This window comes from Citrobacter sp. Cpo148 (assembly GCF_030332375.1).
GTDB classification, from domain to species: Bacteria; Pseudomonadota; Gammaproteobacteria; order Enterobacterales; family Enterobacteriaceae; genus Citrobacter; species Citrobacter portucalensis.
Genome location: NZ_JAOWHY010000049.1, coordinates 53,423 through 70,990, shown reverse-complemented (window position 1 = coordinate 70,990; position 17,568 = coordinate 53,423). Strand labels below are relative to the sequence as shown.

Genomic DNA, 17,568 nt, shown 5'->3' with positions numbered 1-17,568 from the left:
GCCTGATAACCATAGCACTATCTGGCAAACGTACGGCACGAGCGCCGGATGACGACGTAAAGCGTCTTATCCGGCCTGCCATAATCAATCGTTACGTTTTTCCACAAGCTTATCAAGGAATTGCCACAGTTTCTCATTCATCTGCTGATAATCCCATGCTCGCATCTCTTCAATGGAACGGATGAAACGCTTGCCTTTAGCTTCCGCCAGTTCTTGTTCGGAGTGTTGAATAAGCCCTTCTATAGCATCAGCCGTAAACTCCATATGGCACTGAAAACCATAAACAAAATTACCGTATTGCACGATTTGTCGTGGGCAGCCCTCGCTGGCAGCAAGAATGGTCGCCTGGTCGGTTAATCCTGGCATGTCGTTGTGCCAGTGACCGACGGTAAGCGGTGAGCCGAAATGGCTGAACAGCGGGTGCTGTTGACCGGCTTCGGTCAGAACGATGGGGTAGTGACCAATCTCTTTTTCCGGACTCTGGCACACCTTCGCACCCAGCGCTTCGCCGATTAACTGTGAACCCAGGCAGATCCCCACCACAATTTTACGTGCCGCAATCGCCTGGTTGATCAGATGCTGCTCGGCCTGAGAATCAAAGTACGGGCACTCTGCCAGCGTGGTTCGTGGTGACTGCGGACCGCCAAACACCACCAACATATCGAAACCATCGGCATTGGCGGGAACTGTTTCTCCGGCGTATACGCGTGACCAGGTGATGGTATAGCCGCGCGATTCGGCCCACGGCAGGTACGTGCCAGCAGATTCAAAAGACTCATGAATAACAAAATGAACTCGCACTTTTTCTCTCCTGTTAGCGTTTTAGCGCCTGATGAATATCAGCCGCCAGCTTATCAATGTCGCTGTCAGTTAAGGTTGACAGCGTAATACGCAGGCCGTGGGCAGGCGTATTGACGCCAAAAACTTCGCCTTCCCGCACCAGCCAGCCGGACTTTGCCAGCGCAAAAGCGATCGCCTGGCTGTTATCATCCAGCGGTAGCCACATATTCAGACCGTCACCAACGGGCAACTCAATGCCATGTCGCCGTAGCGCTGCTGTCAACTTTTGCTGCTGGGTGGCGTAAAACTGCTGAGTTTGCGCCAGCGTGTGTTGATAAGTCTCGTCACTCAGGCAGGCGCAGGCCAAATCCTGCAGCAGGTGGCTGACCCACTGACTGCCGGAGTTGAGCCGTAAACGTAGCTTCCCTGAAGTGAGCGGATCGCTGGCCACAATGGCCAGGCGTAAATCCGGACCTAACGTTTTTGACATCGAACGGACAATCGCCCAGTGCGTGGTTTCCTTCGCAATCACCGGATACCAGTGGCAAGCAGATAGCAGCGCAAAGTGGTCGTCGACGATCACCAGCGTCTGCGGATAGCGGGCCAGGATTTCCTGCAATTGCGCCGCGCGTGAAGCGCTCAGGCTGCATCCTGTCGGGTTATGCGCGCGCGGTGTCAGAATCACTGCCCGCGCACCTTTCTGTAGCGCGAGTTCCAGTTGGTCCGGCAGCATGCCTTCGTGGTCAACATTGGCCGGACTGGCGGAGAAACCAGCATAACGCAGCATGTTGATGCTGCTCAAAAAGCATGGATCTTCTACGACAACGCTATCTCCAGGCAGTAAATGGGCGCACAGTAGCCGTTCGATAGCATCAATGGCGCCGCTGGTGATATCAATTTCCCCTTTGCCGGGCATTGCATTTTGCATCCATTGTGATGCCCATACCTTAAGCCCTGGTGATACAGCGGCATCGCCGTACAACCGCGGATTCTTATTTATCTTCGCGAAATAACTACTCAGGTCAGGAAGACGCGAGGGCGCTGGATTACCGCCGGAAAGATCGATAAGCGGGGTATCCGGATTACCACCTTCCAGCGCAACGGGGGCAGTAATCCCCTTAATCACCGTGCCGTTGCGTCCCAGGCTCTGCGCCAACCCGGAGGTGACCAGGCGTTTGTAAGCCGCCGCGACAGTATTGCGGTTCACGTTTAATTCCGTTGCCAGTTCCCGCACTGGCGGCAACGTTTCGCCTGCTGCCAGCGTGCCTGTAGTGACATGTTGACGGATACTGTCAAAAATTTCGTTAGCGGTTTTTCCGTCGATCATTATTGACCTATGACAAAATGAATTTTAGCATATGACGATAATAGTGAGGCGTAGGCCCGCTGTCCAGCGAGAGGAGAAATTTATGGAGCAGGAGAGTGATATCCAGTCAGTGCTCTTTGACGACACGAATCGGGCGTTACAGACCGATATCGTCGCCGTCCAGTCACAGGTGGTGTATGGCAGCGTAGGTAACAGCATCGCCGTCCCGGCCATTAAAGCGCAGGGGTTACGCGTGACGGCAGTACCCACGGTGCTGTTCAGTAATACCCCGCATTATGAAACCTTTTACGGCGGCGTTATTCCGTCTGACTGGTTTAGCGGCTATCTCCGCGCCTTAAGCGAGCGTGATGCCTTGCGTGAGCTAAAGGCGGTGACAACAGGATACATGGGCAGCGCGGAGCAAATCGCCTTGCTGGCACAGTGGCTGGAAACCGTTCGGGCCACGCATCCGGACCTATGCATTTTGGTCGACCCCGTGATTGGCGATACGGATAGCGGCATGTATGTGAAAGCCGAAATCCCGGAAGCTTATCGTCAGCACCTGCTGCCGTTGGCACAGGGGCTGACGCCGAACGTGTTCGAGCTGCAAATGCTAAGCGGAAAGCCGTGTCGTACGCTTGATGAAGCCATTACGGCGGCACAATCACTGCTCAATGACACCCTGAAATGGGTGGTAATAACCAGCGCGCCGGGGGATACCGAAGAGATTATTAACGTTGCGGTGGTGACGGCTGAAACGGTTGAGGTGTTAGCCCATCCGCGAGTGAAAACGGATCTGAAGGGGACTGGCGATCTGTTTTGTGCAGAGCTGGTGAGCGGCCTTGTACTGGGGAAAGCGCTGACGACCGCGACGCACGACGCCGCGCAGCGGGTGCTGGACGTGATGACGTGGACGCACCTGTGCGGTTGTGATGAATTAATTCTGCCACCGGCAGGGGAGGCGCGATGAAGAGTTACCGGCTGGTAGTTCGCCAGAATGGGCGTATGGTTGGACATTTTGACACCAACGGGGCAGCAGCGCTGGAAGATATCTGTGTAGCGCGGGCCATGTTTGGTATTGCGGGTGGCTACGACTGTGAATTGTTAGTGGCAGACTCGGAGCGACGGATGCTGGAAAGCGGGCCGGAAGGGATGAAGATTCTGATGCGCGAGGCGTGTTACCGACCGGTCACCTCACAGATTTAATGCCGGATGGCGACGAGAACGTCTTATCCGGCCTACGTTACGGAGTTTGCTGTAGGCCGGATAAGCGTAGCGCCATCCGGCAGGGTTTTGATATCCATCAGATAAAAAAAATGGCGCCTGATGGCGCCATTTTTCTCTGCAAAAAGAATTACTTCTTGATGCGGATAACCGGAGTCTCACCCACTGTCACGCTACCGGACAGTTTGATCAGCTCTTTGATTTCGTCCATGTTGGAGATAACAACCGGAGTCAGGGTAGACTTGGCTTTTTCTTCCAGCAGCGGCAGATCGAATTCAATAACCGGGTCGCCCACTTTCACGCGCTGACCTTCTTCAGCGATGCGTTTGAAGCCTTCGCCTTTCAGTTCAACGGTATCAATACCGAAGTGAACAAACAGCTCAATGCCGCTGTCGGATTCGATAGAGAAAGCGTGGTTGGTTTCAAAGATTTTGCCGATGGTGCCATCAACAGGAGCAACCATTTTGTTACCGGTTGGTTTGATAGCAATGCCATCACCAACGATTTTTTCAGCAAAAACTACATCCGGCACGTCTTCGATGTTGACGATCTCGCCAGAGAGCGGAGCAACGATCTCAATAGTTCCGGTGTCTTTCTTATCATCAGAAACCAGAGATTTCAGTTTATCGAACAAACCCATGATCTTCTCCTAAGCAGTAAATTGGGCCGCATCTCGTGGATTAGCAGATTGTTTTTTCTTCAATGAACTTGTTAACCAGCGTCATTAACTCGTCCGTTGTCGGTTGAGCAAGAGCCTGCTCTGCTAACACCTTCGCATCTTCGAAGTTCGTGTTACGGATAATCTTCTTAATGCGCGGGATAGAAATGGCGCTCATAGAGAATTCGTCCAGACCCATCCCCAGCAACAGAAGTGTAGCACGTTCGTCGCCTGCAAGCTCACCACACATGCCAGTCCATTTGCCTTCAGCATGAGAAGCATCAATAACTTGCTTGATCAGCGTCAGCACAGATGGCGACATCGGTTGGTAAAGGTGTGAAATCATATCATTACCACGGTCAACTGCCAGGGTGTACTGCGTTAAATCATTGGTGCCGATACTAAAGAAATCAACTTCTTTGGCTAAATGACGCGCAATTGTTGCCGCAGCTGGTGTTTCCACCATCACGCCAATCTCAATGCTCTCGTCAAATGCTTTACCTTCGTCGCGTAGTTCCTGTTTGTAGATTTCGATCTCTTTGCGCAGTGCACGCACTTCTTCAACAGAGATGATCATTGGGAACATGATACGCAGTTTGCCGAAAGCAGAGGCGCGCAGGATAGCGCGAACCTGGTCACGCAGGATCTCTTTACGATCCATGGCGATACGCACGGCACGCCAGCCCAGGAACGGGTTCTCTTCTTTCGGGAAGTTCATGTACGGCAGTTCTTTATCGCCGCCGATGTCCATGGTACGGACGATGACCGCCTGAGAGCCACAGGCTTCAGCAACGGCTTTATACGCAGCAAACTGTTCTTCTTCAGTTGGCAGCGATTCACGGTCCATGAACAGGAATTCGGTGCGGTACAGACCCACACCTTCAGCGCCGTTACGCTCGGCGCCTTCAACGTCACGAACGGTACCGATGTTGGCGCAAACTTCAACCTGATGTCCGTCCAGCGTGATAGCCGGCAGATCTTTCAGCTTAGCGAGTTCCGCTTTCTCGGTTGCAACCTGCTCCTGAACGGCACGCAGTTGCTCAATAACGTCGTTGGTCGGATTGACGTAAACCTGATTGTTTACGGCATCCAGAATCAGATAGTCGTCGTTTTTCACCTGAGAGGTGACGCTACCCGTACCTACGATGGCAGGCAGTTCCAGAGAACGCGCCATGATAGAGGTATGAGAGGTACGTCCGCCCGCGTCAGTGATGAAACCCAGCACCTTGTTCAGGTTCAGCTGTGCGGTTTCTGACGGGGTCAGGTCTGCGGCAACCAGGATAACTTCGTCCTGGATAGCGCTCAGATCAATAATTGCCAGACCCAGAATGTTACGCAGCAGGCGTTTACCGATGTCACGTACGTCAGCCGCACGTTCTTTCAGGTATTCATCATCCAGCTCTTCCAGGGCTGTGGCCTGACCTTCGATAACTTCATGCGCAGCTGCATCAGCCGTCATGTGCTTATCTTTAATCAGGGCTATGATTTCCTGCTCCAGCTCCTCATCTTCGAGCAGCATGATATGCCCTTCAAAGATGGCTTCTTTTTCTTCACCGAACGTTTCACCAGCTTTGGTTTTGATCGCTTCCAGTTGCGCAGATGCCTTGGCACGACCGCTCAGAAAACGTTCAACTTCCTGATCAACCTTGTCGGCAGAAATTTTTTTCCGGTCAATGACGATCTCGTCTTCTTTCAGCAGCAATGCTTTACCGAAAGCGATACCCGGGGATGCTAAAATGCCTGAAATCATAACCCTACCTTACTTGTGACTGATATTTAAAAGAACTCGTTGAACTTACTCGAGTTCAGCCATCAGTTTAACCAGATGCTCAACTGCTTTCTGCTCGTCTTCACCTTCTGCGGACAGGGTGACAACGGTACCCTGAGTCAGGCCCAGAGTCTGCAGTTTAAACAGGCTTTTGGCGCTAGCGCTTTTGCCGTTGGAAGTCACAGTAATTTCAGAAGTAAAGCCTTTTGCTTCTTTAACAAACTGAGCAGCAGGGCGAGTATGCAGACCGTTCGGAGCGGTAATGGTAACTTCTTGCTGGAACATTATATTTCCCCAACTTATAGGTTTAGTGTTGTGGAACTAAAGTCTAGCCTGGCGGCTCAACTTTAGCCTGTATTGTTAGCATCGGCGTAAACTGGACGCGACACAAAAGGAGTTCGGTGCAATCCGTTGCTGGCAACTTCTTGCCGCTGACGTTTCGTTCGTCATTAAACATTATGCCGCGAAAGGAAGAGTTGAACCAAATCATAAAATCGATTCAGCTAGCGCTTTTCCTGTAACGATTAATTTCGCGCATCAAAATAATTAGTTTGGTTAAATACCAGTTCCGGCGGGCTGAATCAATGCCAGGCGAGTTGAAACTTTGAAGCAGGCCACAAAAAAGCACCCAAAAGGGTGCTTTTTTACGCGTTTTTAACATGCTGGCACTACTGTTGCAGTTCTTTCTCTGTAAAGAGATCGGCAAACAGTGCAGTGCTCAGATAACGCTCACCCGATGACGGTAGAATAACCACTATATTCTTATTGGTAAAGGTTTCATCTTCCTGGAGCTTAAGCGCGGCAGCAACCGCAGCACCGGAAGAGATCCCAGCCAGAATACCTTCTTCTTCCATCAGACGACGCGCAGTAGAAATAGCTTCATCATTAGTGATGGCAACGACTTTATCGATAAGCTTCAGATCAAGGTTACCCGGAATGAAGCCTGCTCCAATGCCCTGAATTTTATGCGGGCCTGGTTTGAGTTCTTCACCTGCCAGCGCCTGGGCGATAACCGGGGAGTCGGTAGGTTCAACCGCGACGGTGATCAGATCGGTTTTGCCTTTAGTGCCTTTAATGTAACGGGTCACACCAGTCAACGTACCGCCAGTACCGACGCCGGAAATAAAGACATCAACCTGGCCATCGGTATCTTCCCAGATTTCCGGGCCGGTGGTTTTTTCGTGGATTTCCGGGTTTGCCGGGTTGCTGAACTGCTGCAGCAGCAGGAATTTTTCCGGATCGCTGGCCACAATTTCTTCCGCTTTCTGAATCGCGCCCTTCATACCTTTTGCGCCTTCGGTCAGCACCAGGTTTGCGCCCAGCGCTTTTAAGAGCTTGCGGCGCTCAATGCTCATGGTTTCAGGCATGGTCAGAGTCAGTTTGTAACCGCGAGCTGCGGCAACGTAGGCCAGCGCAATCCCTGTGTTGCCGCTGGTTGGTTCGACCAGCTCTACACCCGGTTTCAGTACACCACGTTTTTCGGCATCCCAAATCATGTTGGCACCGATACGGCATTTGACGCTAAAGCTTGGGTTGCGTGATTCCACCTTCGCCAGAATGCGTCCGTTACCGATACGGTTCAGTCGAACCAGCGGCGTATGACCGATAGTCAGCGAGTTGTCTTCAAAAATCTTACTCATGGCCTGTCCTTAACTGTATGAAATTGGGATACCGCTTCAGCATACCTGTTGAGAAAGTATGGGGAAGTAAGGAATTCGTATATCTATATGCCACCAGGAAATAATGCGTTGCAGTATGGAATAAGAGCGGGCATAAGCCAGCCCGCTTTTACACATTTTTGCATTACTTCCATAACGCGTGCTTAGCACGATAGCAGTCTACCCACATCGCCGTGGCACCACAAACCGCGACCGGCATGATGAACAGATTGAGCACCGGAATCATGGTGAACAGGCTGGTCAATGCGCCAAATTGCATATTGGTGACCTTGCGTGTGCGCAGCGCGACGCGCATCTCCTTAAAAGGCACCTTATGGTTATCAAACGGATAATCGCAGTACTGAATGGCCAGCATCCACGCGCTGAACAGGAACCACAGCACCGGGGCTACGGTCTGACCAATACCCGGAATGAAATAGAGGATCAGCAACACGACGGCGCGCGGGAGATACCACGCCAGCTTTTGCCATTCACGTTTCATAATACGGGGAACATCTTTCATGATGCCGAGAACGCCGGTGTCAGGCGGTGTTGCGCCCGTTAAGCGTGCTTCCAGCTGTTCTGCCAGCAGACCGTTAAACGGCGCGGCAATCCAGTTGGCTATGGTGGAAAACAGGTAGCCGAACACCAGTAGTACGGAGATAGTGACAATCGGCCACAGCAAGTAGCTGAGCCACTGAAGCCAGTCAGGGACGTGACTCATCAGCGCGGGGATCCAGCTATCGAGTTGTGTGAATAGCCACCAGAATGCGCCGCCCATCAGCAGGATATTCACCAGCAAAGGCAGGATGACAAAGCGACGAATGCCCGGTTGGGTGATGAGCTTCCATCCCTGTGAAAAGTAATAAAGGCCGCTGCGAGGTACGACTGCAGATGATGAAACCATGGTCAGGACATACTCCTTGTTATATAAGCTCTGGTAAACTTTGCGTATCTTACCGGGTTGTTGAGCGTTAAGCTGTTCAGAAATGTTCGAAAAAACAGCAAAAAGCACAATTTTGTTCATCTTTATGCCGTGAAAGCCAAGAGTGCACTTGCACTTGGCGTAATCGACAAATACTCTTAGTGAGTAAATGTTTGCCGTGGTGGCAAGGTGTTAGAACAACAGAGAATATAATGATGCAGGATTTGCGTCTGATATTAATCATTGTTGGCGCGATCGCCATAATCGCTTTACTGGTACATGGTTTTTGGACTAGCCGTAAAGAGCGGTCTTCTATATTCCGCGATCGCCCACTGAAACGCATGAAGTCTAAACGTGAAGACGAGGATTCGTTCGACGACAACGTCGAGGAAGACGAAGGCGTGGGCGAAGTTCGCGTTCATCGTGTGAATCATGCTCCCGGTAACGCGCAGGAACATGGTGTTCCTCCTCAGTCGCCGCAACACCAGTACCAGCCGCCTTATGCGTCTGCTCAGCCGCGTCAACCCGCGCCGCAGCCTGCACAAGCGCCGGTACCGCCGCCGCATGCTCAGCAGCAGCCGCAGCCTGTACAACCGCAGCAGCCGGTGCAGCATCAGCCTGTTCAGCAACAACCTGTGCAGCAGCCGATGCAGCATCAGCCCGTTGCTCCGCAGGTTCAGCAGCCCGTGCAGCAAGCACCGCAACCTGCGCCGCAGGCTTTCCAGCCCGCAGAGCCTGCCGTTGAACATCAACCGCAGCCTGAGCCGGTAGTTGAAGAAGCGCCTGTTGCTGAAAAACCGCAGCGTAAAGAAGCGGTCATTATTATGAACGTTGCGGCGCATCACGGTAGTGAGCTCAACGGTGAAGTGCTGCTCAACAGCATTCAGCAAGCCGGTTTTAAATTTGGCGATATGAATATTTTCCATCGTCATTTGAGCCCGGATGGCAGCGGTCCTTCGCTGTTCAGCCTTGCCAATATGGTTAACCCAGGAACGTTTGACCCCGAAATGACGGGTGATTTCAGCACCCCTGGCGTGACTATTTTTATGCAGGTTCCGTCTTACGGTGACGAGCTGCAAAACTTTAAGCTGATGCTGCAGTCCGCACAGCACATTGCCGATGAAGTGGGTGGTGTGGTGCTCGACGATCAACGTCGCATGATGACGCCGCAGAAACTGCGCGAGTATCAGGACCGCATCCGCGAAGTTAAAGAATCTCACGCCTGATTTTCCTCTGGCGTGACATATCCTTGCTAAACCCCCGCCTGTCGGGGGTTTTTTATCATTGATGGTGCGATATGGAATCAATCGAACAACAACTGACAGAACTGCGAACCACGCTTCGCCATCATGAGTATCTCTACCATGTGATGGATGCGCCGGAAATTCCCGATGCGGAATACGATCGCCTGATGCGTGAACTGCGCGAGCTGGAAGCGCAGCATCCGGAACTTATCACCCCCGACTCGCCAACCCAACGTGTTGGCGCCGCCCCGTTAGCAGCGTTCAGCCAGATTCGCCATGAAGTGCCAATGCTGTCGCTGGATAACGTGTTTGATGAAGAGAGTTTTCTCGCCTTCAACAAGCGCGTGCAGGACAGACTAAAGAGTACGGATAAACTAACCTGGTGCTGCGAACTGAAGCTGGACGGGCTGGCGGTCAGTATCCTGTATGAAAACGGTGTGCTGGTCAGTGCCGCAACGCGTGGTGATGGTACTACGGGTGAGGATATTACCTCGAACGTGCGCACCATTCGTGCGATCCCGTTAAAACTGCGAGGCGATAACATTCCGACGCGTCTGGAAGTGCGCGGTGAAGTGTTCCTGCCGCAGGCCGGATTTGAAAAAATTAACGAAGAGGCCCGCCGCACTGGCAACAAAGTGTTTGCTAACCCGCGTAACGCAGCGGCCGGGTCATTGCGCCAGCTCGATCCGCGTATCACAGCGAAGCGACCGCTTACTTTCTTCTGCTATGGCGTTGGTGTGCTGGAAGGTGGTGTGCTGCCTGATACCCACCTGGGCCGTCTGCTGCAATTTAAAGAGTGGGGATTGCCGGTGAGCGACAGAGTTACGCTTTGCGACTCTCCGGAGGAAGTACTTGCTTACTATCACAAGGTTGAAGAAGACCGACCGACGCTGGGATTCGATATCGACGGTGTGGTGATCAAAGTCAACTCTATGGTGTTGCAGGAACAACTGGGTTTTGTTGCCCGCGCGCCGCGCTGGGCTGTGGCCTTTAAGTTCCCGGCGCAAGAGCAGATGACCTTCGTACGTGATGTTGAGTTTCAGGTTGGACGCACCGGGGCGATTACGCCTGTCGCCCGCCTTGAGCCAGTTCAGGTTGCCGGGGTGTTGGTCAGTAACGCCACCTTGCACAATGCGGATGAAATTGAGCGTCTTGGTTTGCGTATTGGCGATAAAGTCGTCATTCGCCGTGCGGGCGATGTCATCCCGCAGGTAGTGAATGTCGTGCTTTCCGAGCGCCCGGACGATACGCGTGAAATTGAGTTTCCCACCCACTGTCCGGTATGCAACTCTGACGTTGAGCGTGTGGAAGGCGAAGCGGTCACTCGCTGTACCGGTGGTTTAATCTGCGGGGCGCAGCGTAAGGAATCGCTGAAACACTTCGTTTCTCGCCGCGCGCTCGATGTTGACGGTATGGGCGACAAAATTATCGATCAACTGGTCGAGAAAGAGTATGTCCATACGCCAGCAGATCTCTTCACTCTGACGGCAGGCAAGCTGACCGGACTCGATCGTATGGGGCCGAAATCGGCGCAAAACGTGGTGAATGCGCTGGAAAAAGCGAAAGAAACGACGTTTGCCCGTTTCCTCTACGCGCTGGGTATTCGCGAAGTCGGTGAAGCCACGGCGGCTGGTCTGGCGGCGCATTTTGGCACCCTTGAGGCGCTGGAAGCGGCTTCCATTGAAGAGCTGCAAAAAGTGCCGGATGTCGGCATTGTGGTAGCGACCCACGTGTTTAATTTCTTTGCTGAAGAGAGTAACCGCGAGGTGATCGTCCAACTGCTGGCGCAGGGGATTCACTGGCCAGCGCCGGTGGTCATCAACGCTGAAGAAATCGACAGCCCCTTCGCGGGGAAAACGGTGGTGCTGACCGGGAGCCTGAGCCTGATGTCACGCGATGACGCCAAAGCGCGACTGACTGAGTTGGGTGCAAAAGTGGCCGGCAGCGTATCGAAGAAAACCGACCTGGTGATTGCCGGTGAAGCGGCGGGTTCGAAGCTGGCAAAAGCGCAGGAACTGGGTATTGCCGTGATCGATGAAGCTGAAATGATCCGCTTACTGGGTGCCTGAGATGGAAAAAGAGCAGCTGGTTGAAATCGCCAATACCGTGATGCCCTTTGGCAAATATAAAGGGCGTCGGCTGATTGATGTACCGGAAGAGTATCTGCTGTGGTTTGCCCGTAAAGATGAATTCCCGCCGGGCAAGCTCGGCGAGCTGATGCAAATCACGCTGCTGATTAAAACTGAAGGGCTGACGCAACTGGTGCAGCCCCTGAAGCGCCCGCTCTAAGCCTTTGCGGCGCGGCTTTTCTGCTGCGCCTGCAATGCGTCCGTTTGTTGCTTGTAGCGACGTGCCAGCACGGCACACACCATCAGCTGAATTTGATGGAAGATCATCAACGGCAGCACCATCATTCCTATCACTGACGTCGGGAACAGAATATTTGCCATTGGGATCCCATTCGCCAGGCTCTTTTTCGATCCGCAAAAGACAATGGTGATCTCATCGGCTTTGTTGAAGCCGCATTTCCGCGCAACAAAGACGTTGATGCCAATCACAATTGCCAGCAATACGATGCTGACCACCACGATAAACAACAGCGAACCAATCCCCACTTTGTGCCAGATCCCGTTAACCACGGCTTCACTGAAGGCGGAGTACACCACCAGCAAGATGGAGGATTGGTCCGTTTTGGCGATCCATTTTTTATGTCGGGACACCCAGTTACCAATCCACGGACGTGAAAGATGTCCCAGTACGAACGGCAGCAACAGTTGCAGCATGATTTTCCCCACCTGCTCCAGACTGCCTTCTGCGCCGTGTATATTCATTACCAGGCCAACCAGCAATGGCGAGAGAAAAATACCCAGCAGGCTGGAGGCCGAAGCGGAACACACGGCGGCAGCAACGTTACCCCCCGCCAGCGACGTAAAAGCGATTGCCGACTGCACCGTGGCTGGCAAAATACACAGGTACAGGAAACCGGTGTACAGCATCGGGTCAACACTTACCGGTGCCCACCAGGCGAACAGAACGCCCAGCACCGGGAAAACAACAAACGTGCTGCACATCACCCACAGATGTAAACGCCAGTGACTACCGCCGGCAATAATGGCTTCACGCGAAAGCTTCGCCCCGTGCATAAAAAACAGTAGGGCAATGGCGGCGGTGGTTAAGCCTTCAAAGAAAGGTACAAAGCCACCCTCGGCCGGGAAAAAGGACGCCAGTAAAACGACCGTAATCAACGTTATCGTGAACGGATCAAGGATACGAAAAAGTTTCATAAAAGCTCCTGAAATTCGGTAGGAACATTTTGCGTTTTTCTGTTTGAGAAATAAAATTGATTTATTGCATCCATATATGAATCGAATAGATGAATTACTCTCTGCGTCAGCTCCGTATCTTTGTTACCGTCGCTCAGGCCAAAAGCTTTAGCCGGGCGGGGGATATCATTGGCTTAAGCCAGTCTGCGGTCAGCCACAGCGTTAAAGAGCTGGAAGGGCAGACGGGTGTGCGGTTGTTAGATAGAACAACGCGGGAAGTGGTGCTGACGGAAGCAGGGCACCAGTTGGCGGCGCGGCTGGAACGTATTCTGGATGAACTGCACAGCACGCTGCGCGAAGCAGGCCAGGTGGGAACGCAGTTAACCGGAACGGTGCGCGTTGCCGCCAGCCAGACAATATCTGCTCACCTTATTCCACAGTGTATTGCCCAGAGTAATCAGCTTTATCCAGCAATCGATTTTGTGCTGCACGATCGTCCGCAACAGTGGGTGCTGGAGAGTATTCGTCAGGGCGAGGTAGATTTTGGCATTGTGATAGATCCAGGTGCTGTGACCGATCTACAGTGTGAAGCGGTGTTATCCGAACCGTTCCTGCTGTTGTGTCGAGAGGATCATCCGCTAGCCCAACGCGAATGGGTAAATTGGCAGGATTTATATCATGAGCGCCTGGTATTACAGGATTACGCTTCCGGCAGTCGACCGTTGATCGATGCGGCACTGGCTCACTTTTCCATTGAGGCCAATATCGTTCAGGAGATAGGTCACCCTGCCACGCTTTTCCCGATGGTTGAGGCGGGGATTGGTATCAGCGTGCTGCCTGCGCTGGCGCTTCCTCTGCCACAGGGCAGCCATTTGCAGGTTAAACGCCTGACGCCGGTTGTGGAACGACAATTGATGCTGGCACGACGTAAAAATCGTTCTTTATCGACTGCGGCCCAGGCGCTGTGGGACGTAGTACGGATGCAGGCCAGTGAATTAACCGCCGGTCGGGCACGGGATCCTTTGTACCAGCTTTAACGATATGGCTGGTGTTTGTCATGTCGTTAAGTTTGGCTTTCAGTATCGATGAACTGATCGTTAACTTTTATATTTTTACCCGGCACCGGACTACCTCTTTATATTTATAAATTCTCCTGCGATATTCTTAGGCAATTGCTTAGCTTGCGGATTTGTAAGGCTATTTTAAATTATTACTTTTTTTCTTGACCTTCCACTTGCTGGAAGGTTGATACTCTTTATACGCAAGTACGGATAGCAGTATCTAATACAATGATGTATAGCGATTGATTAATGAAATGACTAAGCAATTTATACAGTAACTCGTTATAGGTAGAATTAACACGATCCCGATGGAGTAATATTAGTGACATGTTAAATAATCCTACAATAGCTGGTTGCTGAAACTAATCCGGTAAATATATTTAACTAATGGGGTATTGGCGGCGATGATAAGAAAAAATAAAATTTTAATTGCAATGCAAATTAGTATGCTGGCATGGTCTGGTTATACGTTTGCAGCAGACAGAGTGTATGTAGCAAATGAAGGTGCAGATTCAGTTAATGTACTTGATGCTGCGTCTTTAAAGACTGTAGATAAAGTACATGTTGGTAAAATGCCGCATAACGTTCAGGTGTCACCAGACAATAAAACAGTTTGGGTAACCAACCTTGGTGCTAACGGGACACATTCATCAGGCTCTGAACATATGGATATGAGTAAAGATGCCCATTCTGAGAAAATGGATATGGGCAAAGATTCTCATGCAGGCAAAAAGGAACATGGCGAAGTTTGGGTTATTAATGCCGAAAATGATACGGTTATTGCAAAACTTCCGGTTGGCGCACACCCTGCGCATGTTGTCGTCACCCCTGATGGGAAAATGGCGTATATCTCAAATAGTGCAGATAACACTATCAGCGTGATTGATGCAGAACATTTGAAAAATTTAACGACAATTAATGTAGGTAAATTCCCTCATGGCCTCAGAGTGAGTCCTGACGGTAAAGAAGTTTATATCGCGAATATGAAAGGGGGCTCGGTATCCGTTGTCGATACAGCCAGTAATAAAGAAGTCGCGCAGATCCCATTAGGTAAAATGCCAGCCCAGGTAGGTTTCTCACCGGACGGAAAACGGGTGTTTGTTTCCCTGTCTGGTGAAGACGCTGTAGCGGTGATTGATACAGCAACGCGTAAAGTTGTGAAGAAAATTAATGTCGGTACCGTACCAATCCAGCTGTTTGGCACTCCGGATGGTAAAAGCATGCTGGTAACCAATCAGGGCTCGAAGAGCAAGCCGGGTAACACAATAAACATGATTGATATCGCAAGCATTACGGTAGCGAAAACTATCACCACTGGCAATGGGGCCCATGGCGTGGTTGTCGATAAAAATGGCAAATATGCTTACGTAACTAACTCATTTGCAAACTCTGTCTCGATGATTGACATTAATGAGCGTAAGGTAGTGAACACGCTCCCGGTAGACAACAACCCAAATGGTATCAGCTGGGGCTCTGTCGAAGTGACGCCTAAATAACTGTGCTAGCATTTATCAATACCCGTCATTCGCTGGCGGGTATTTTCATGAATATTCTATAAATAAAGGAACGACAGATGAGAAAGCCGGAGCGGACAAAAACGCTGCCTAGTAAGTTCAATTTTGATGATACTGTAAACAGACTCGTCAGCGTATTGAATGCTAAAAATATTCGTATTTTTGTGCAGGTTGATCAACAGCAAGCGGCAACGGAAGTAGGTCTTGCTCTGCGACCGACGATGTTATTTCTGTTTGGTAACCCAAAGGGTGGTACTCCTGCCATGCAAGCAAATCCTCATGCGGCAATAGAGTTACCCCTACGGGTAGTTATTTGGCAGGATGACAATGGTGATACCCATATAGATTATCAGGATGCAAGTACTGTTCTGGAGTTTGACTATGATGTTGCACATAATATTGTTGCTCCAGTTAGCATCCTGACAACCCTTCTTAACGAAGTGGCCGGTAATTAATTGCAAATAACACTAAATGCCTCGTGGATATTTAGTGTTATTTTTCTGCGTTTATTATGCAAGTGTTTAACCCGCTATAATAAACCTATTGAATAATACATATGATGTTCATTACTCTTCAATGTTTGTCGGTTCGTCTATTTTATAAATAGAAGATTTTTTGTTTGCAATATTATGTGAAGAGTATATCTTGACGCTCAAATATTAATATGTAAGTTATGAGGATAGTTATGAAAAAGACATTAGTCACATCATTGGCCGCTTCTTTGTGTTTTCTCAGTCTGTCTGCCTTTGCTGCTACAGAAATCTCGCAACAAGAAGCCAATAGTTTAAAGCATGTCAAGTCAATCACCGTAACGGAAAATACGGTAAATCAATGTATGCACAAAATTTCGAAAATGGCAGATAAAGAAGGTGCTGATTTCTTTGTTATTAAGAACTTCTCTTCTATAGGCAATGGTTCTCAGGCTGTAGTGACCAGCGAACTCTATAAGAAGTAAACAGCAGTTTCCCCCGTTTTAATTATTGATTAGCGAAAGTGCGTTGTTGTACCTGCTTTCGCTTATTAATAATCAACAAATGTTAGTCAGTCATTTGCAAGGCGGGCTTTGTCAGCCCACTCGTCTGACGAATTCCTGATGTGTTGGTACTCCTTGCCATTTCTGGCAGAAAAAAAATGTGAGTTCAGGCCGATTTAGCACGTGCCATCTATACCGATTTACTATCGGTTATCGGGATAAACGGTATTGGTAATCGATTGCGTAGTCTCGCTATAACAATGCGGTACGCTACGTTATTTCGATTACTCAGTATTAAGGACATCTCATGAGCCACTCTCTTTTCTCGCAAAATCCCTGGTATAGCGCTGATATCATTCGTGGTTACAAACCGGATTTTACGCCGCGCGTAGCCTTTATCCTCGGCTCAGGCCTGGGGGCGTTGGCGGATCAAATTGAGGATGCGGTTGCCATCTCTTACGAGAAACTACCAGGGTTCCCGGTGAGTACCGTACACGGTCATGCTGGTGAACTGGTGTTGGGAAATCTGGCGGGAATTCCGGTGGCCTGTATGAAAGGACGTGGACATTTCTATGAAGGTCGCGGTATGACGGTGATGACGGATGCCATTCGTACGCTGAAGCTGCTGGGCTGTGAGCTGCTGTTTTGCACCAATGCTGCAGGCTCTTTGCGTCCCGAAGTCGGACCGGGTAGCCTCGTTGCGCTTAGCGATCACATCAATACGATGCCGGGTACGCCGATGGTAGGGCCAAACGATGAGCGTTTTGGCGAGCGATTCTTTTCACTGGCGAATGCCTATGATGCTGACTACCGCGCGATCCTGCAAACTGTTGCCGCTGAGGAAGGATTCCCGCTGAGTGAAGGGGTTTTTGTCTCTTATCCGGGGCCGAACTTTGAAACCGCGGCAGAAATCCGCATGATGCAAATTATCGGTGGTGACGTGGTGGGGATGTCGGTGGTGCCTGAAGTTATCTCTGCGCGCCACTGCGGTTTGAAAGTGGTTGCGGTGGCGGCCATCACCAACCTGGCGGAAGGTCTGGGTGATGTTAAATTATCTCACGCGCAGACGCTGGCTGCGGCGGAACTCTCCCGGCAGAATTTCATCAATTTGATCTGCGGATTCTTGCGCAAACTGGCCTGAATAACTAAAAAATGACCCCGCTTGCGGGGTCTTACTTTATGGCAAGGTAACGG

Annotated in this window: 18 protein-coding genes; 10 read left to right on the top strand and 8 right to left on the bottom strand. The window is 50.8% G+C overall.

Annotation, left to right across the window (positions count from 1 at the left end; translation table 11 throughout):
* Positions 1–84 precede the first annotated feature (84 nt).
* A complete protein-coding gene (locus OGY10_RS20585; RefSeq protein WP_167820182.1) occupies positions 85–801 on the bottom strand; it encodes a type 1 glutamine amidotransferase in 717 nt (238 codons plus the stop codon).
* Positions 802–814: 13 nt separating this feature from the next.
* Positions 815–2,107 carry a MocR-like B6 salvage transcription factor PtsJ gene (gene ptsJ, locus OGY10_RS20580; protein WP_191226952.1) on the bottom strand — a complete coding sequence of 431 codons (1,293 nt, stop codon included), beginning with the start codon at positions 2,105–2,107 and terminating at the stop codon, positions 815–817.
* An 82-nt stretch (positions 2,108–2,189) separates the two neighbouring features.
* Between ptsJ and pdxK the strand changes: the two genes are divergently transcribed.
* Both pdxK and OGY10_RS20570 read left to right on the top strand, forming a co-directional pair.
* A complete protein-coding gene (gene pdxK, locus OGY10_RS20575; protein WP_167820180.1) occupies positions 2,190–3,056 on the top strand; it encodes a pyridoxine/pyridoxal/pyridoxamine kinase in 867 nt (288 codons plus the stop codon).
* Positions 3,053–3,292 (top strand): hypothetical protein, encoded by a 240-nt coding sequence (locus tag OGY10_RS20570; RefSeq protein ID WP_008785406.1) that lies wholly within the window; start codon positions 3,053–3,055, stop codon positions 3,290–3,292. Before pdxK ends, OGY10_RS20570 begins: the two co-directional genes overlap by 4 nt.
* Positions 3,293–3,440: 148 nt before the next feature.
* On the opposite strand, the gene crr is transcribed toward OGY10_RS20570, so the two are convergent.
* From crr to cysZ, 5 genes are all read right to left on the bottom strand, one after another.
* A complete protein-coding gene (crr, locus tag OGY10_RS20565) occupies positions 3,441–3,950 on the bottom strand; it encodes a PTS glucose transporter subunit IIA (protein ID WP_000522253.1) in 510 nt (169 codons plus the stop codon).
* 40 nt (positions 3,951–3,990) lie between these two features.
* The gene (gene ptsI, locus OGY10_RS20560) at positions 3,991–5,718 is read right to left on the bottom strand and encodes a phosphoenolpyruvate-protein phosphotransferase PtsI (RefSeq protein WP_008785405.1); all 1,728 of its coding nucleotides are present in this window, start codon (positions 5,716–5,718) and stop codon (positions 3,991–3,993) included.
* Positions 5,719–5,763: 45 nt separating this feature from the next.
* Positions 5,764–6,021 (bottom strand): phosphocarrier protein Hpr, encoded by a 258-nt coding sequence (gene ptsH, locus OGY10_RS20555; RefSeq protein ID WP_002913505.1) that lies wholly within the window; start codon positions 6,019–6,021, stop codon positions 5,764–5,766.
* 383 nt (positions 6,022–6,404) lie between these two features.
* Entirely contained in the window at positions 6,405–7,376 is a 972-nt protein-coding gene (gene cysK, locus OGY10_RS20550) for a cysteine synthase A (protein WP_003038091.1), read from the bottom strand.
* A 163-nt stretch (positions 7,377–7,539) separates the two neighbouring features.
* A complete protein-coding gene (gene cysZ, locus OGY10_RS20545; protein ID WP_057066948.1) occupies positions 7,540–8,301 on the bottom strand; it encodes a sulfate transporter CysZ in 762 nt (253 codons plus the stop codon).
* A gap of 230 nt (positions 8,302–8,531) precedes the next feature.
* Here cysZ and zipA point away from each other — a divergent pair, with 230 nt between their 5' ends.
* From zipA to OGY10_RS20530, 3 genes are all read left to right on the top strand, one after another.
* Entirely contained in the window at positions 8,532–9,545 is a 1,014-nt protein-coding gene (gene zipA, locus OGY10_RS20540) for a cell division protein ZipA (protein ID WP_100272053.1), read from the top strand.
* A gap of 71 nt (positions 9,546–9,616) precedes the next feature.
* Entirely contained in the window at positions 9,617–11,632 is a 2,016-nt protein-coding gene (gene ligA, locus OGY10_RS20535; protein WP_060683464.1) for an NAD-dependent DNA ligase LigA, read from the top strand.
* A 1-nt stretch (position 11,633) separates the two neighbouring features.
* A complete protein-coding gene (locus OGY10_RS20530; protein WP_003038102.1) occupies positions 11,634–11,852 on the top strand; it encodes a DUF3820 family protein in 219 nt (72 codons plus the stop codon).
* On the opposite strand, the gene OGY10_RS20525 is transcribed toward OGY10_RS20530, so the two are convergent.
* Positions 11,849–12,847, bottom strand: coding sequence for a bile acid:sodium symporter family protein (locus tag OGY10_RS20525; protein WP_100272054.1), 999 nt, complete (start codon positions 12,845–12,847; stop codon positions 11,849–11,851). The two genes, OGY10_RS20530 and OGY10_RS20525, sit on opposite strands and share 4 nt — an antisense overlap.
* An 89-nt stretch (positions 12,848–12,936) precedes the next feature.
* Between OGY10_RS20525 and OGY10_RS20520 the strand changes: the two genes are divergently transcribed.
* The 5 genes from OGY10_RS20520 (at position 12,937) to xapA (ending at position 17,515) form a co-directional block, all read left to right on the top strand.
* Positions 12,937–13,863, top strand: coding sequence for a LysR family transcriptional regulator (locus OGY10_RS20520; RefSeq protein ID WP_003834913.1), 927 nt, complete (start codon positions 12,937–12,939; stop codon positions 13,861–13,863).
* Positions 13,864–14,291: 428 nt separating this feature from the next.
* Positions 14,292–15,383: a YVTN family beta-propeller repeat protein gene (locus OGY10_RS20515; protein WP_100272055.1), complete on the top strand. Its 1,092-nt coding sequence runs from the start codon at positions 14,292–14,294 to the stop codon at positions 15,381–15,383.
* A 77-nt stretch (positions 15,384–15,460) separates the two neighbouring features.
* Positions 15,461–15,856, top strand: coding sequence for a DUF302 domain-containing protein (locus OGY10_RS20510; RefSeq protein WP_048234776.1), 396 nt, complete (start codon positions 15,461–15,463; stop codon positions 15,854–15,856).
* A 230-nt stretch (positions 15,857–16,086) separates the two neighbouring features.
* Positions 16,087–16,356: a YdgH/BhsA/McbA-like domain containing protein gene (locus tag OGY10_RS20505; protein ID WP_008785396.1), complete on the top strand. Its 270-nt coding sequence runs from the start codon at positions 16,087–16,089 to the stop codon at positions 16,354–16,356.
* A gap of 325 nt (positions 16,357–16,681) precedes the next feature.
* Complete coding sequence (gene xapA, locus OGY10_RS20500; RefSeq protein ID WP_008785395.1) at positions 16,682–17,515, top strand: xanthosine phosphorylase; 834 nt, start codon at positions 16,682–16,684, stop codon at positions 17,513–17,515.
* The last annotated feature ends 53 nt before the right edge of the window (positions 17,516–17,568 follow it).

Excerpts from the sequence above, each read along its gene's own strand:
- ptsJ (WP_191226952.1), bottom strand. The coding sequence starts at position 2,107 with ATGATCGACGGAAAAACCGCTAACGAAATTTTTGACAGTATCCGTCAA.
- pdxK (WP_167820180.1), top strand. The coding sequence starts at position 2,190 with ATGGAGCAGGAGAGTGATATCCAGTCAGTGCTCTTTGACGACACGAAT.
- OGY10_RS20570 (WP_008785406.1), top strand. The coding sequence starts at position 3,053 with ATGAAGAGTTACCGGCTGGTAGTTCGCCAGAATGGGCGTATGGTTGGA.
- crr (WP_000522253.1), bottom strand. The coding sequence starts at position 3,950 with ATGGGTTTGTTCGATAAACTGAAATCTCTGGTTTCTGATGATAAGAAA.
- ptsI (WP_008785405.1), bottom strand. The coding sequence starts at position 5,718 with ATGATTTCAGGCATTTTAGCATCCCCGGGTATCGCTTTCGGTAAAGCA.
- ptsH (WP_002913505.1), bottom strand. The coding sequence starts at position 6,021 with ATGTTCCAGCAAGAAGTTACCATTACCGCTCCGAACGGTCTGCATACT.
- cysK (WP_003038091.1), bottom strand. The coding sequence starts at position 7,376 with ATGAGTAAGATTTTTGAAGACAACTCGCTGACTATCGGTCATACGCCG.
- cysZ (WP_057066948.1), bottom strand. The coding sequence starts at position 8,301 with ATGGTTTCATCATCTGCAGTCGTACCTCGCAGCGGCCTTTATTACTTT.
- zipA (WP_100272053.1), top strand. The coding sequence starts at position 8,532 with ATGATGCAGGATTTGCGTCTGATATTAATCATTGTTGGCGCGATCGCC.
- ligA (WP_060683464.1), top strand. The coding sequence starts at position 9,617 with ATGGAATCAATCGAACAACAACTGACAGAACTGCGAACCACGCTTCGC.
- OGY10_RS20530 (WP_003038102.1), top strand. The coding sequence starts at position 11,634 with ATGGAAAAAGAGCAGCTGGTTGAAATCGCCAATACCGTGATGCCCTTT.
- OGY10_RS20525 (WP_100272054.1), bottom strand. The coding sequence starts at position 12,847 with ATGAAACTTTTTCGTATCCTTGATCCGTTCACGATAACGTTGATTACG.
- OGY10_RS20520 (WP_003834913.1), top strand. The coding sequence starts at position 12,937 with ATGAATTACTCTCTGCGTCAGCTCCGTATCTTTGTTACCGTCGCTCAG.
- OGY10_RS20515 (WP_100272055.1), top strand. The coding sequence starts at position 14,292 with ATGATAAGAAAAAATAAAATTTTAATTGCAATGCAAATTAGTATGCTG.
- OGY10_RS20510 (WP_048234776.1), top strand. The coding sequence starts at position 15,461 with ATGAGAAAGCCGGAGCGGACAAAAACGCTGCCTAGTAAGTTCAATTTT.
- OGY10_RS20505 (WP_008785396.1), top strand. The coding sequence starts at position 16,087 with ATGAAAAAGACATTAGTCACATCATTGGCCGCTTCTTTGTGTTTTCTC.
- xapA (WP_008785395.1), top strand. The coding sequence starts at position 16,682 with ATGAGCCACTCTCTTTTCTCGCAAAATCCCTGGTATAGCGCTGATATC.